This window comes from Microvirga sp. P5_D2 (assembly GCF_054049475.1).
Genome location: NZ_JBFUMH010000132.1, coordinates 1 through 14,973, shown reverse-complemented (window position 1 = coordinate 14,973; position 14,973 = coordinate 1). Strand labels below are relative to the sequence as shown.

General features: G+C 59.8%; 14 protein-coding genes. 4 read left to right on the top strand and 10 right to left on the bottom strand.

What is annotated here, in order from left to right:
• Window positions 1-317 (top strand): DedA family protein (locus tag ACXJKO_RS23640; protein ID WP_457093525.1); only part of this gene is annotated, 317 nt, incomplete at its 5' end.
• A 786-nt stretch (window positions 318-1,103) separates the two neighbouring features.
• Here ACXJKO_RS23640 and ACXJKO_RS23635 read toward each other — a convergent pair.
• The 8 genes from ACXJKO_RS23635 to ACXJKO_RS23600 all read right to left on the bottom strand — a co-directional run bounded on the left by ACXJKO_RS23635 (window position 1,104) and on the right by ACXJKO_RS23600 (window position 10,068).
• Window positions 1,104-2,297, bottom strand: coding sequence for a mandelate racemase/muconate lactonizing enzyme family protein (locus ACXJKO_RS23635; RefSeq protein ID WP_457093524.1), 1,194 nt, complete (start codon window positions 2,295-2,297; stop codon window positions 1,104-1,106).
• Between the two features lie 6 nt (window positions 2,298-2,303).
• On the bottom strand, window positions 2,304-3,215 hold the full coding sequence (locus ACXJKO_RS23630; protein ID WP_457093523.1) for a dihydrodipicolinate synthase family protein: 912 nt from the start codon (window positions 3,213-3,215) through the stop codon (window positions 2,304-2,306).
• Window positions 3,212-4,048: a carbohydrate ABC transporter permease gene (locus ACXJKO_RS23625; RefSeq protein ID WP_457093522.1), complete on the bottom strand. Its 837-nt coding sequence runs from the start codon at window positions 4,046-4,048 to the stop codon at window positions 3,212-3,214. The genes ACXJKO_RS23630 and ACXJKO_RS23625 overlap by 4 nt, the downstream gene beginning before the upstream one ends.
• A gap of 1 nt (window position 4,049) precedes the next feature.
• Complete coding sequence (locus ACXJKO_RS23620; protein WP_457093521.1) at window positions 4,050-4,991, bottom strand: carbohydrate ABC transporter permease; 942 nt, start codon at window positions 4,989-4,991, stop codon at window positions 4,050-4,052.
• A 74-nt stretch (window positions 4,992-5,065) separates the two neighbouring features.
• Entirely contained in the window at window positions 5,066-6,352 is a 1,287-nt protein-coding gene (locus ACXJKO_RS23615) for an ABC transporter substrate-binding protein (protein ID WP_457093520.1), read from the bottom strand.
• A gap of 67 nt (window positions 6,353-6,419) precedes the next feature.
• Window positions 6,420-7,226: an SDR family NAD(P)-dependent oxidoreductase gene (locus ACXJKO_RS23610; protein WP_457093519.1), complete on the bottom strand. Its 807-nt coding sequence runs from the start codon at window positions 7,224-7,226 to the stop codon at window positions 6,420-6,422.
• On the bottom strand, window positions 7,223-8,320 hold the full coding sequence (locus ACXJKO_RS23605; protein ID WP_457093518.1) for an ABC transporter ATP-binding protein: 1,098 nt from the start codon (window positions 8,318-8,320) through the stop codon (window positions 7,223-7,225). Before ACXJKO_RS23605 ends, ACXJKO_RS23610 begins: the two co-directional genes overlap by 4 nt.
• Window positions 8,321-8,346: 26 nt before the next feature.
• Window positions 8,347-10,068, bottom strand: coding sequence for an SMP-30/gluconolactonase/LRE family protein (locus tag ACXJKO_RS23600; RefSeq protein ID WP_457093517.1), 1,722 nt, complete (start codon window positions 10,066-10,068; stop codon window positions 8,347-8,349).
• A 121-nt stretch (window positions 10,069-10,189) separates the two neighbouring features.
• On the opposite strand from ACXJKO_RS23600, the gene ACXJKO_RS23595 reads away from it, so the two are divergent.
• Both ACXJKO_RS23595 and ACXJKO_RS23590 read left to right on the top strand, forming a co-directional pair.
• On the top strand, window positions 10,190-11,341 hold the full coding sequence (locus ACXJKO_RS23595; protein WP_457093516.1) for a mandelate racemase/muconate lactonizing enzyme family protein: 1,152 nt from the start codon (window positions 10,190-10,192) through the stop codon (window positions 11,339-11,341).
• Between the two features lie 11 nt (window positions 11,342-11,352).
• Window positions 11,353-12,249 carry a 2-dehydro-3-deoxygalactonokinase gene (locus tag ACXJKO_RS23590; protein ID WP_457093515.1) on the top strand — a complete coding sequence of 299 codons (897 nt, stop codon included), beginning with the start codon at window positions 11,353-11,355 and terminating at the stop codon, window positions 12,247-12,249.
• A 14-nt stretch (window positions 12,250-12,263) separates the two neighbouring features.
• On the opposite strand, the gene hmgA is transcribed toward ACXJKO_RS23590, so the two are convergent.
• Entirely contained in the window at window positions 12,264-13,619 is a 1,356-nt protein-coding gene (gene hmgA, locus ACXJKO_RS23585; RefSeq protein ID WP_457093514.1) for a homogentisate 1,2-dioxygenase, read from the bottom strand.
• Between the two features lie 75 nt (window positions 13,620-13,694).
• Between hmgA and ACXJKO_RS23580 the strand changes: the two genes are divergently transcribed.
• The gene (locus ACXJKO_RS23580) at window positions 13,695-14,138 is read left to right on the top strand and encodes a MarR family winged helix-turn-helix transcriptional regulator (RefSeq protein WP_457093513.1); all 444 of its coding nucleotides are present in this window, start codon (window positions 13,695-13,697) and stop codon (window positions 14,136-14,138) included.
• Between the two features lie 199 nt (window positions 14,139-14,337).
• Here ACXJKO_RS23580 and ACXJKO_RS23575 read toward each other — a convergent pair whose 3' ends face one another.
• A complete protein-coding gene (locus ACXJKO_RS23575; protein WP_457093512.1) occupies window positions 14,338-14,907 on the bottom strand; it encodes a MarR family transcriptional regulator in 570 nt (189 codons plus the stop codon).
• Window positions 14,908-14,973: the final 66 nt, after the last annotated feature.

Sequence of the window (14,973 nt, the reverse complement as noted above, 5' to 3'; positions counted from 1 at the left end):
TCCTTGGAGATAGCACAGGCTACCTCATCGGTCGTTTCGGAGGGCGTGCGCTCATTCATCGGTTCGGGTGGGTGGTGAAACTAACCCCTGAGCGTCTCGCCGGCTTGGAAGAGACGGCGCGACAGAAAGGATTTCTTATGGTCCTGTCGGCGCGGTTCGTTGTTGTGCTGCGCCAACTTAATGGTGTCCTGGCCGGATCCATCGGCATGCCATGGCACCAGTTCGCCGCCGCCAATGTTGTAGGGGCCGCCGCCTGGGCAGCATTGTGGACGTTCGGGCCTTACTTCTTCACCGATCTTTTTCAGAAAGCACTCTGACCTTCTACGGGGAAGAAGCAGACGTGTGAGAGCCAAGTGTCGCGTGCGGTTAGGGGACGTTATTCAAGTCTCGTCAATCAAGGAACCCGTCGGAACGATGGCTTAGGCGAGCACAGGGTCATCACAGRGGCCGCAAAAGGTGGTAACCTCTAGGCCGATGACAGCGGATGCCACCGGACCTGATGCTTTGAAGCGTTGAGGCGCTTTGCGCATGAGCTACTGGGCCGCACCAAGGCGAAGACATTCGAGGATATCGACATAGCTTGGACTCCCGCCAACCTGGGTCTCGGAGATGCATCGGTCGCGAAGCATGGCCGAAAATTGCGCCCATCGCGTCTCGATCTCCGCCCGGGCGCTGTTCTCGTCGGCGATGCATTGCTGAAGCGTTTGTCCCTGCGAACTATTGAAGGCCTTGATTTCCGCTTCGCAGTTTCGGGTCGTTTCAAAGTTGGGAAGTCGATCTGCGACAGGAACGGATAACGAAAGCAGCAGAGACAGAACCGGCGAAGTGACAAACATCAGATGGCCCTCTCAAACGAGATACTCTTGATGTACGCCGCACTAAGATTATGATCCTGCCATTCACGAACTCAATATTCAATAGAATTTGTTCAGAAAGGCCGGCCGTTTACTCTGGCATCGACATGCCGAATAAGGCGCGTCTCAGTGGGCATTCCCGGATCGATGGTATCATTGATCCGAGACTTGAGTCCTGATCTATTCGGTAGAACGGCTCGCTACACCAGCCTCAACGATCGACCGACATCCCGCGCCTGGGGAAATCTCTCACCCTCGACGGCTTCCCTCTCCAACGACGTAGTTGAAGAGTTCCTCCTTTGGCTCGACGCCTAGGCCAGGGCCTGTCGGGATGTGGTAATGCCCATCGTGGCAGCTCATGTCGCCCGTGACAAAGCTCAAGTTCCGATCGAACACCGAGTGTTGATACTCGTGATACGGAACACGCTGCAAAGCGGATGACGTCACAAGGCTTGCTGCCATGAAGATACCCACGCTGATCGAGGCGTGCGGAATCGTATTCACATGGAAGGCCTGCGCCATCCGACCGATCTGGATGAACTCCGTGATTCCGGTATGCCCGATCTCGGGCTGGATCACGCCCATGCAGCGTGCTTCCAGCCTCGGACGATACTCATAAACCGTTCGCCATTCCTCGCCGAGCGCCAACGGCACGCCGATGCCTCGTGCCACCCTGGCCTGACCCTCAAGGTCTTCCGGCTGGCAGGGCGCTTCTGCGAAATAAAGATTGGCAGGCTCCAGACGGCGGATCAGGCGAATGGCCTCGGACGCCTCGAACTTCCAGTGCAGGTCGACCATGAGATCGATGTCCGGCCCCACGGCCTCGCGCAGGGCCAGCATTTCCTTGACGATGCCTTCGTCTGACACGACGGCAGCGAACTTGATGCCGCGATATCCTTTCGCGACCCACTCGACGGCAAGATCGCAGCGCTCCCGCAAGGTAGCTCGCGGCAGACCCGACACATAGGCCGGAAGTGTGGAATGGCGCCTGCCTCCGAGGAGCGTGGAAACCGATACGCCAAGGTTCTTAGCCGATAGATCCCATAACGCGATATCGACGCCGGCAAGAGCATCGACATAATAGCCGCCGAAGAAGCCTCGCACGCGCATGAGGTCGTAGAGATCCTCGTGGATCACAACCGCATCCGCCGGATCGCGCCCGATGATGACCGGCCCCAGGACGTCGTCGATGATGGCCTTCGTCGCCTCGGGCGCCACGATGCCGTAGCACTCGCCCCATCCGACACGTCCGCTTTCGCCGGTGACCTTCATGAGCAGGGTCATATCCGTCGAAGGATAGATCGTACGGTTGCCCTTGCGGACGAGATAGCCGCGTTCGTTGATGCGCTCTCCTTCCTTCAAGGGGCCAAGGTATGGCACCTCTCGCGGAATGGAGATGATGAAGGTTTCAACCTTGACGATGGCGTCTACTGTATTGCTCATGCGCGATCAGACCGGACGGTGATGCTTGTAGGGAAGTTCAGCCTCCTGGAGGAGAAGGGCAAGCTCCGTGCGGTCGCCCTCGTCGAACTTGGGGCCTTTGCCGCGCACGAAGGTGTTCTTGATCACGCCGCGTCGACGTAAGACTTCCTTGGTCATGTGCATGCGGAAGATCGCCTGAAAGTTCAGGAGAGGTAGGGATGCTGAATAGAGGCGCCGTGCCATCGTGACATCGCCCTTATGCCAGGCATTCATCATCATCGCGTGAATATCCGCCAGCTCGCAGGCCGGCATGGTACCGGCAGCACCACGGGCCATCTCGTCCATCACATAGCGCCCGCCCGCGCCGCCGAAAATGGCATCGACGGAACCATTCGCTGCGCTCTTGATGCGTGTTAGATGCTGCCCGCAGGGAGGAGTCTCCTCCTTAATGTAGCGGATCATCTCAACACTTGAAGCAACAGCCGCAACCTCTTCCGGCGTCAAACCTGCCCCGATGGGCTTCGGCTGGTTCTGCAGCATGATCGGCACGCCCGCATCAGCCGCGACCTGCCGGAAATATTCGGTCTGGGCTTCGATCGAATTGCCGAGATGCCCCGGTGCCATCACCATCGCGGCCGCAGCGTCGATTTCGGCCGCATGAGCAACGTGGCGGGCGGCCACCGCCGGATCGGAATCGCTCGCGCCAAGGATGATGGGAATACGATTGCCGATCTCGGCGGCGAGCAGATCGACTTGGCGACGACGTTCCTCCTCGCTCAGCGTGTCGACCTCGCTGGCAACGCCCGGATACACGACACCGTCGACACCGCTGTCGAGAGCAAAGCGGATGATGGCTTTGAAATCCTGCTCGTCGATGGCGCCATCGGGCAGGAAGGGAGTTGGGAGCACCGGAAATGCGCCGGAAAGCGAGGTCTTCATTTAACAGCTCCTGCCGTAACGCCTTGGATGAAATAGCGTTGAAGGAAAAGGAAGGCGGCGACGATAGGCGCCGATGCCAGAAGTGAGGCAGCCATGGCGCCACCCCAATCCGAGTTGACTTCGTTCAGATAGGTCAGCAGCAGACCCGGCCCGATGGTGCGCTTGTCATCGGAGACAATCAGCGTCATCGAATAGAGAAGATCGTTCCAGGACCACATGAACGAGTAGAGGAATACCGTCACGATGGGCGGAATCGAGATTGGAATCACGATTGTATGGAAGATTCTGAGATCGCTTGCTCCGTCCGCGCGCGCGGCCTCGATCAGCTCGTCGGGCACCTGCGAGAAGTAGCTGTAGAGCATGTAGGTGGAGACCGGCAGCGCGAAGACGATGTAGCTCAGGATCAACCCTGTCCTTGTATCCAGAAGGCCGATCTCGCTCATCATGGGATAGATGCTGATGAGAAGGAGGCCGAATGGGAACATCTGGGCGGAGAGCATAAAGAGCATCACCGGCTGACGGCCCATGAAGCGGTACTTGGCAAAGCTAAAGCCGGCATAGAGTGCCAAAAGCGTGTTGAGGGTCGCGCTCGCGCCCGATGCGACCAGGCTGTTGAACAGGTACATCGGCAGCTTGCCGGTCGTGAGCGCGGTCATGAAATGCGTCAGTGTCGGCGCGAGCGGAAAGGGCGTCGGAATGATACTGTAGAGTTCCGCATTCGACTTGACCGAGGAAATCACCAGCCAATAGAGCGGGAAGAAAAGGAAGAGGCCGATCAGCGCAAGAAACAGGCCGAAGACAACCTTGGAAACGGTGCTGGAGAGATCGAACATATCAGGCGCCTTTCACCAGCATGCGCAGGTACAGGAAGGCCGGCGGCAAGAGGGTAGCCACCCAGAGCACGCCGATGGCGGAGGCGAAACCGACATCCCATTGCTCGAAGGCACGACGATAGACCTCGACGGAGAGGACAGCCGTCGCGCGCACCGGACCGCCGCCCGTCAAAGCGAAGATGGTGTCGAATTGCTGCAGATTGCCGATGACGCCCAAAACAACGACCACGATCAGAACCGGGCGAAGATGCGGGAGAACGTGATCGCGCAGGACGTCCCAATTGTTGGCGCCATCGACGCGGGCGGCATCGATCTGCTCGCGATCCATGTTCTGCAACCCGGCGAGGAAGAATGCCATGAAGAGAGGAATGGACAGCCAGATCTTGGTCATGATCACCGCAACCATGGCCCCTGTCGAGGTGGAGAGCCACGCCTGAGGCATGTCGATGAAGCCGAGTTCGAGCAGGAATGCGTTCAGCACGCCATAGCGGCTGTTGAAGATCCAACCCCAGATGAAAGCGCTGACGGTGCTGGGTAGCACCCAAGGCAGCAGCGACATAGAGCGCAGCAATCCCCGGCCACGAAATGGCTGGTTCAGGATCAACGCCCATCCCAAGCCGAGAATGAGGGTTCCCGCTGTAGTGAAGAAAACATAGATCGCCGTGGTGACGAAAGCCTGCCAGACGTCCGACGTGGCTGCAATCTTGGCGAAGTTGCCAAGACCGTAAAAGCGGGGCGTAGGAGTTTCGAGAGTATATTCGAACAGCGACAGAGCCAGGGCCTGCAGAAACGGATAGAGGATTACCAATCCGAAAGCGATTGCCGCCGGCAGCAGAAGCAGCATGCCTATACGACGCTGGCCGGCCTTCAGCCCACCGCKAACGGCGTGCGGCGAGATCCGAGCCGAATCAGGAGCTGTTGAAATGTCKGCGGCGAGACTCATGAGATCATCACGTGCAAATGGATTGCATGAAAGTCTGGCTGGCTGCATCCGGGCGATGCAGCCAGCCGGCAGGGTCAGTTCTGCTTGTTGACGTTGGCCATGGAGGTCTCAAGGCGCTTCTGCATCGAAGAGATCGCATCGTCGACGCTCTTCTGGCCGAGCAGTGCTCCCTGCGCCTCTTCACCGATGATCTGCGTCAGCTCGGCGGCGTTCGGCCAGATACCGACTTCATTGCGGCGCGGGTTACCTGCCGCCTTCGCCCATGCGGCGAGGAACGCATCACCGGTCACCTTCGGGTTGGCACGGGCTGATTTCGTCACAGGCAGCGCGCTCTGTTCGAGCGGGAACTTAGCCTGCGCCTCGTCCGAGGTCAGGTAGGTGATGAACTGGCTGGCGGGCGAGTCAGCCTTTGCCTTGCCATCCGCTGAGAACTGAACGAGCAGGTGTCCCCACTGAATGGAAGCAGGCTCCTTGCCGGCAGCAGCAACAGGGGTCGCCAGCGGCAGAACATTGGCGTCAAACGCCTCGCCCTGACCGGAGAAGCTGCGCAGGTGGGTTCTGGCCTGCGGAGCATCGAAGAAGAAGGCGGAAGCGCCCTGAGCCACCAAGCGCCGGGCATCAGGCCGGTCGATTTCGGGAGCAGCCAGACGATCCTTCATGAGGCCGACCATGAAGTTCAGCGCCTGCTTGCCCGCATCACCATTACCGATCTTCACCTTGCCCTGCTCGTCGATGATTTCACCGCCGAAGGTCCAAGTCCAAATCATGAAGTCGAGGAGGATCGAACCATTGTTCTTGGTCGCCATGGTGTAGGGTACCGAGTTCGGCACCTTGTCGCGTACGGCGACCAGGGCAGTCTTGAACTCGTCGATGGTCGTCGGCGTCTTGGTGACACCGGCCTTTTCCAAAACAGCCTTGTTGGCGATCAGGCCGATCGAACCGGAGATGAGCGGCAGAGCATATTGCTTGGAGCCGATCTGTCCCATGGCCAGCGCATCCGGCGCGAACATGGCAGCCAGCTTGTCCTTGCCGTAAACCTCGTTCAGATCGACGAGACCGGAGACGTTCGCGAAGCTCGGGAGCCAACGCTCGGACAGCTGAGCCACGTTCGGCAGCGTCTTCGAGCGTGAGCGCAAAAAGATGTTCTTCTGCATATCGCCCCAGGCGTAGCCCAGCGGCTCGACGGTGAGTTTGCTTTGCGCCTCGAAGCCCTTGAGCAAGGCTTCAACGGAAGGCTTGGCGGCCTCTTCCGCATAGCTGAAGCTCATGAAGCTGACATCGGCCGCGTTTGCGGCCTGACCCGAAAGACCAAGCCCTGCTGCAACCACCGCAGCCAATGCGATCGACTTGAAGTTTTTCATCGTTTCCTCCCGATATGGAGTCTTGCTCCATATTCCTACGCACCTGTCTTCCAAGGGCAGTTGTGCGCTAAACTACCCCTCCGTCGACGATGAATGTCTGCGCGGTCACGAGACGTGAGTCGTCGGCAGCAAGCCAGAGAGCCATCCGGGCGATGTCCGGGGGCAAGAGATGTTCCTTGAGGCACTGCACCTCGAGATATTCGGCGAACTTTCCCTGGTAGACGCGCTTGGCGCGCTCCACCTGGCGCTCGGTAAGAACCCAGCCGGGCGCGATGGAATTGACGCGGATGTTCCGTTCACCGAGCTCCCGCGCAAGCGACTTGGTCATGCCCATGACGGCGGATTTCGCCGTTGTGTAGAAGATGAGCCCCGCCGCGCCGCGCATCCAAGAGATCGACCCCATATTGATGATCGAGCCGCCGCCGGCTTGAGCCATGCCGCCAATGACGGCTTGTGCTGCGAAGAACTGATGGCGCAGGTTCGTCTGGAACCGCTCGTCCCAATATTCCGGCGTGACATCCTCAACAGGCATTCGGTCGTCATTGCCCGCATTGTTGACGAGAACCTGAACGGGTCCATTTCGCTGAGCCAAAGAATCGATTGCGGATCGAAGGGCAGCGATATCCCGCAGATCCACCGCTTCATAGGCAGGCTCAGTGCCGGTCGCCGATGCGATGCGCCGCGCGGTTTCAGCCGCATAATCCGGGTTCAGATCGATGAACCCGACGCGCGCTCCCTGTGCGCAGAAATGCTCGACGAGGGATGCGCCGATGCCCGATCCACCGCCCGTGATCAGGACGCTCTTTTCCTTCAGGCTCGGATAGATGGCACTATCCACCGAGACGCGGGAAACGAGTTCAGGGTGAGCATTCATGCGGCATTCCTCGCCATCGGCTTGGCGGAAACCAGCGTCTGTCCATCGGACGAGAACACATGCACCGCATCGGGATTAACCGACACGCCCACATGCTCGCCCTGATTGATCGAGCGCTCGCCATTGAGACGAACAACGACTGTTTCCTCCGTGCCTCCCAGAGCCACATAGACATATGTGTCGCTGCCGAGGTGTTCGGTCATGACGATCTTGCCGTCCAGGGCATTCGTGCTGCCGGGCGCGCAGAGTTCCAGATGCTCCGGGCGCACTCCGATTTCGCTGGGCGTGTGGGATGGAAGGGTAGCTAGGGATACGAAACCGCCGTTCACCTTCACTCTGCCGCTATCGATGTGCTGCCCATGGATGGACAGGAAATTCATTCTCGGACTTCCGATGAATCCCGCAACGAAGCGATTGACCGGCGCATTGTAGAGCTCCAGCGGCGTCCCGATCTGCTCGACGCGCCCGGCATTGAGAACGACGATCTTGTCGGCCAGAGTCATGGCCTCGATCTGGTCATGGGTGACATAGATCATCGTTGTGCCGAGCCGCTCCTTCATGCGGGCGATCTCGATCCGCATCTCAACCCTGAGCGCCGCGTCGAGATTGGAAAGAGGCTCGTCGAACAGAAAGATCTTCGGCTCACGGACGATGGCGCGGCCGATGGCGACGCGCTGGCGCTGCCCGCCTGATAGCTGGCGCGGCTTGCGGTGGACGTAGTCCGAAATGCGCAGGACTTTCGCGGCCGCATCGACCCGGCGGCGGATCTCTTCCGGCGGCGTGCCCGCCAGCTTGAGCGCGTAGCCCATATTGTCCGCGACGGACATGTGAGGGTAGAGCGCGTAGGACTGGAACACCATCGCGATGCCGCGCTTGGCGGGCGGCACATTATTGACGATCAGGCCGTCAATCGCCATCTGGCCGGACGAAATCTCATCGAGCCCGCAGATCAAGCGCAGAAGCGTGGACTTTCCGCAGCCGGATGGGCCGACGAAAGCCGTGAACTCGCCGTCTTCGACCGTGAGATCGATTCCCTTCAAGACGTCGACATTGCCGAAGGATTTGCGGATCTTGTGGAGCTCAAGTCTGGCCATTTCGGTCTCGTACTTTCGCGAATTCTTTAACCGCCGAACATATGTTCGGCTAAGCCCTTGATGCCGGTCTCGATCGCGAAGACGCTGCCCGACAAGGGTGCATCGGCGATCTGCCCAGCGGAGAGGCGGATGCGGGCAGATGTCACGAACAAGGTCTGCATGTCGGCGCCGCCGAACACGCAGCTTGTTGGGCGCGGCACCGGTAGGTTGATGACGCGCTCGACCTGACCGTCGGGATCGTAGCGCGTGACGCACCAGCCATCCCAATGCGCGCTCCACACGAAACCTTCCGCATCGACCGTCAGGCCGTCGGGCTTTCCTTCGCTTTCCGCAATCGTCACGAACACACGTCGGTTCTCGATGGCGCCGGTCTCGGCGTCGAAATCGTAGACATAGATTGTCTGCTTGGCGGTGTCGGTGAAATAGAAGAGGCGATCGTCCGGGCTCCAGCCGAGACCGTTCGACACGTGGAAGCCGCGATCCATCTCATGAACCTTGCCATCCGGATCAAGACGCCAGAGCGAGCCCTGACCGGGCGTCGTATCGATGGCGAGCGTGCCGGCCCAAAGCCGGCCACGGCGGTCGCATTTGCCGTCGTTGAAACGGTTGCCGGGACGGTTGGTCTCCGGCTTGGCGAGCGTCACGATGTCTTTCATGTCGGGGCCGATGGCCCGCAGCTCGCTCTGCATTCCGGCGACAAAGCCGCCCTTCTGTCGTGGAATGAGGAAGCTCGTCAGTTCCGGCATGGCCCAGGATTGATACGTGCCTTTTGCCGGATCGCCAGCGCAGACGGAGGGCGCAAGAATGTCGACGAAGTAGAGCTGCTGATCCTGCGCAGACCAGTACGGGCCCTCGCCCAGGAAGAGGCTTGCTGGAATGGCGCAGCGCACGTCATCCCGGTCTGGTCCGAGCGGGCGCGGGTTGATATTGAGCGACATCGCCACCTCGCCGATATTGCCGGAGATCCGACGCGCTGCTTCGATAACGTCCCGCCCGAGCGCATGAAGGCGCTCCGGCGGCAGACGAAAAGACGGGCCGATCACACCGATGGCGCCGAGTGGCTTGGCCTCGTGATCCAGAATGGGCGCGGCAACGGAGCTGATGCCGATATTCTGCTCATCGATGGACACCGAGTAACCGCGAGCCTTCGTGAGATCGAGCTGACTGGCGAGTTCGTTGAAGTCGGTAATGGTGTGAGGCGTCAGGGTCTCGAACTCGGTCGCGCCGAGAAGCTTGCGCCGCGTTTCGAGCGAGAGATGCGCCAGGATCGCCTTGCCCAAGCCGCTGGCATAAGGCTTGGCGCGGCTGCCGACGCCGTTGCTGAGACGGACAGGCTGCGGCACCTCGCGTTGGTCGATGTAGAGAATCTCGTTGCCGTCGAGAATGCCGAGACGCACCGTCTCGCCCGTGAGATCGCGCAGGCGTTCTAGCTCGGGCTCGGCAGCGCCGCGAAGGTCGAAATCATCCCAGACCCGATGCGCCCACTGAAACAGGCGCGAGCCGAGCCGGTATGTCTGATCRCGGGCATCGAGCTTGAGGAGTCGCTCGTCGATCAGGGCCTGGAGGATGCGGTGCAAGGTGCCCTTGGACATGCCGGATCGCTCGAGCAGATCCATGAACCGGGGCGGCATGGCCGACGAGGYGACGAGATCCAGGAGCTGCACGCCACGGGTGAGCGCCTGTACACCAGGCGCAGGCCCGGAGGATGCCGCCCCCACGTCATCGTCGATTTTCAGTTCTGCCTGCATGCCTGAAGCGAAGCTCCGTCGAAATGATGAGCCGGTGATCCGATTGACCCCGTTCATAGGGTGCGATTATGTTGGAACTCAGTTCCAAGTCAACCCGCCTTTCGTTGAGGGGGCCGTTTCCATGAAAATCACCGCCATCCACCATACCCTCGTACGGGTGCCGTTTACCGAGGACATTCTGTGGGGATCGGGCCGAAGGATCGGCACGACCCGGCTGGTCTGCCGCATCGAGACGGATGCCGGGATCGTGGGATGGGGCGAAACAATATCTCTGATCGCAGCCGTTCCGGCGGTCTTCTCGGACATCGTCGCCAAGATCGGCCTGGGCTATCCGGTAGCCGACGTCGAACGGCTGCACAGGCACGTGCTGGGCGCCGGCTATTATCACCACAAGCGTGCGGCCGTGATGGCGATTGCGGCACTTGAAATGGCGATGTGGGATGCCTTGGGCAAGCAGGCCAAGCTTCCCCTCTCCAGCCTTTGGGGTGGTCGCTGGCGCAAGGATGTGGAAGCGGCGGCTTATCTGTTCACAAAGGACAGGCAGCAGTTGAAGGAGCGGATCGGGCATTTTCTCGATGCAGGCTATGAGACGTTCAAGGTCAAGATCGGCTTCGACGAACCGAGCGACATCATGCTTGCGGAATCGTCCCGCGAAGCAATCGGCGCGCGAGCGCTGCGCCTGGACGTGAACGGAGCCTGGACGCCAGGCACGGCGAAGCGGCAGATGGAAAAGCTGCGCGCCTTCGATCCGGCTTATGTGGAGCAGCCCCTGGAGCTCGACGATCTGGCCGGTCACGCACTCCTGCGCCGATCCACGTCCGTTCCGATTGCTCTTGATGAAAGCGCCTATACGTTATCGGACATCGGCAACATCGTGCGCGCTGATGCAGCCGATGTCGTTCTGCTCGACCCACATGAGGAAGGCGGGCTCTGGCAGACCATCAAGGCCGCAGCGATCTGCGAGGCTGTCGGCATTCCGGTCACGCTGCATTCGGGCGCGGAGCTCGCGCTGTCCCAAGCTGCTTATATCCATCTTGCAGCATCGATCACGAACATGTCGCTCGCCATCGATACGGAGCGCGCCTATCTCGGCGGGGACATCTCCCCTGCCCCGCCCGCCCTGCTGTCTGGACGCTTCCAGGTTCCGGACGCGCCGGGCCTCGGCGTGGAGGTCGATGAGGATGCGGTAAAGCGATACGCGGTCGATGGCATCGTAGGCGCCTATCTCGATGATCAGAGGCAAGACTGGTTTCCCGTCAAACCCGCTTATTGATGGAGCGCATTGTGTTTCTTGCGATCGAATGGACGTCCGTCAATTTCACCGCCTTCCGCTTTGCCGATGACGGAACTCTTCTGGAAAAACGTCAGGTGGCGAGAGGCGTTAATCACATCACCGACGGCGCGTTCGAGGCTACCTTACGCGAGCTCGTCGGAGATTGGTGCGGCGAGGCAGACCACGTCTATTTGACCGGGATGATCACCAGCCGCAACGGATGGGTTGAGACGCCCTATGCTGAAGCACCTGCCTCTTTCAGCGATATTCTCACGCAAGCGGTCGTGAAAGAGATTGCTGGACTACCGCGCCTGATCTTTCTCCCTGGCGTATCCGTTCGGCAGCCGCTGCCGGATATGATGAGAGGCGAGGAGCTCAAGGTCTTCGGAGCGCTCGGTGACAGCAACGGCCTTGTGGTCCTGCCGGGAGCCCACAGCAAATGGGCCGCCGTGAAGGACGGACGGGTCGAACGTTTCGCGACTTACATGACCGGCGAGCTGATCTCGTTTCTCACATCGAACTCGCTCGTCAGCAAGCTGATCCCATCGCAATCGTCAGAGAATCCGGAAGCGTTCCTGCGAGGTGTCAAACTTGCTCGGGATCACAACGTCGGTGGTAACATTCTGCGGAGAATCTTCTCGGCGCGCAGTCTCGTCCTGTTCGAGTCCCTGCCACCGGAAGACATCAGAGAATACCTCTCCGGTCTGATGATTGGCGCGGAAGTGACAGAGACTCTCGATGAGTTCGGATCGGAAAGCGACGGCATCAGGCTCATCGGTCCTCAAGCCTTATGCGAGCGCTATACCCTGGCTTTGGGCGAGGCAGGGTGCAGATCGGTGAGGATAGAAGGAGCCGATATCGCAGCCTTCCAGGCTTTGGAAAAAGCTCGCCTTGAGCTGACTCCATAGTCGCGCATCACATCTCACCGGCGGTTGGGATCGAAGTGCTTTTCAAGCTGGTGCCCATAGGCGCCGTATTCCTTCTGCAGCGCCTCCGTTTGAGCGGCGAACGCGGTCACCCTCTGCGGGAAGCGTGTCTCGAACATGAAGGCTAGTGTCCCTTCCAGCTTGTGAGGTTTCAGCTCCACGTTGCTGGCCTTCTCGAAAGCCTCCACGTCGGGACCATGGGGCAGCATCGTGTTGTGCAAGGAGATGCCGCCCGGCACAAAGCCTTGAGGCTTGGCGTCGTACTGGCCATAAACCAACCCCATGAACTCGCTCATCACGTTCATGTGGTACCAGGGCGGCCTGAACGTATTCTCCGCCACCAGCCAGCGATCCGAGAAAATCACGAAGTCGATATTGGCGGTGCCCGGCGTCTCGGAGGGCGATGTCAGTACGCTGAAGATCGACGGATCGGCATGATCGTACAGCACCGGCCCGACGGGCGAGTAGCGGCGCAGGTCGTATTTGTAGGGTGCGTAGTTTCCGTGCCAGGCCACTACATCGAGAGGCGAGCGCTTGATTTCCGTGGCCCAGAGCGTGCCGCCCCATTTCACATACATCTTGGAGGGCGCATCGCGATCCTCGAACGCCGCAACCGGCGTATGAAAGTCGCGCGGATTGGCAAGGCAGTTCGCGCCGATGGGCCCCCGCTCCGGCATGGTGAAGGCGCCACCGTAATTCTCGCAGAGATAGCCGCGTGCCGGACCATTTGGCAGCTCGACGCGGATCTTTACCCCTCGTGGGATGATCGCGATCTCTCCAGGCTCGATATCGATGATGCCGAACTCGGTCCACAAGCGTAAGGAGCCTTGCTGCGGCACAAACATCATCTCGCCATCCGCATTGTAGAAATACTCGTCCACCATCGAGCGCGTGATGAGATAAACATGCGCTCCCATGCCGGCATGGGAGCCGGCATCGCCTGCGGTGGTGATGGTGTGAACGCCTTCCACAAACGAGACCGGCCCGGTGGGCAATGGAAGCGGATCCCAGCGCATGGGCGCAATCGGCATCTCCACCTCAACGGCGGGCGCGGTGCGCCACAAACCGATATCGGCTTTCCTGAACTGCCCCCAGTGGGCCACGGTCGGGCGAATGCGATAGAGCCAGGAGCGTTCGTTCGTGGTGCGAGGGGCCGTGAAGGGCGAGCCGCTCAGCTGCTCGGCATAGAGACCATAGGCACATTTCTGGGGCGAGTTGCGGCCGATGGGCAGGGCACCGGGCAGGGCCTCCGTCTCGAAGCCATTGCCGAAGCCCGACATATAGCCCGGCTGGATGGCGCTCTCCTGGGGCTTGGCAGCATTGCCCTGAAGGGACGGGTTCTGGACATTCATGACCATGGCCTCCTAATTTAGTTACAGACGTAACCATCATTTTTGTAACTAACAAGACCAGGACAAGTCTTCATCATGACGAAGCTCGACCTTGAGGACTTCCTGCCCTACCGGCTCAACCGGATCGGAAGCGCGATCTCGCAGGAATTCCGCACTGTCTACGGCGCACACCATGACCTAACGATCCCCGAGTGGCGGGTACTGGCAACGCTTGGGCAGTTCGATGAGATGGGTGCAAAGGCCATTGGTCGACACTCCTCCATGCACAAGACCAAGGTCAGCCGGGCTGTTCGTGCCCTTGAGGATCGTCGCTGGCTCAGGCGCCGGGAGAGCGAAGCCGATCGCCGTGAGGAAGTTTTGTCCCTGACTACGCTGGGCCGAAAAGCCTATTCCGACATCGTTCCACGAGCGCTTGCTTTCGAGAGGAGCATCATGAGCGCCCTCGGGTCGCAGGCAGCCCCTTTCGTCTCCGCGCTGGCGAGACTCGAAGAGATCCTGGAGGCGAAGAGGGAGAATTGAGTTGATATAGAGTATCTCACCGAGACGCTCTTGATCGCTCCCGCAACAGTCTCGTCAGAAAGCAAATCGCCCCATCGAGCGCCATCCAAGTGAGCTGCATGGAAGCAGCCTCCAGGATTAGTCTCGATGAGGCGAAAAGAATACCTGGAAGCACCAGGCGATGACGCCTTTGCAGGCGCCACGTGCAATCAGGGACTGCTTAAATTCCTCCCGGATTGCCGCCGTAGCGAACGGCGTTCGTCCAGGCCTGTTCAAGGCGTTTCAGGGTGCGGTGCGTAATCTGCAGTTCCCTCAGCTCGTCATCCGTCCCGGCGATGAGCTGGTGGTAGGCTTCGTCGATCTGCTTGATCATGTCGCAGAGCTTGTGCCCCTTATCGGAGAGGCGAATGCAGGCCGAGCGCCTGTCGCGTTCCGACGTCGTCCTGTCGACATAACCGGTCTCGACCAGACGCTTGAGACTGTAGGATGCATTCGAGCCGAGGTAGTAACCTCGGTCGATCAGGTCGCGGACCGACAACTCCTCCGCGCCAATCGTCAGGAGCATCATGACCTGAGACGGACTCAGATCATTGATGCCGTTTCGGGTCAATTCGACCCGTACCAGGTCCAGATAGCGGCGATGAAGGCGCTCGATCATCCGGACGATGTCCAGATGCGTAATACCGCTTGCCTCTATCATCGCGCCCCCGCGCCTTACTGGTGCCAACAGCGTCTCAATCTGCGCTGTGTCGAGTGTGATGCCCGCTCGTTCTTTTAGATCTTCATGCATGAGAGATCCCCGTCCATTCATGGATCATGTTTAATTTATGCAGTAATACTTCAGCAGAATTAGCTC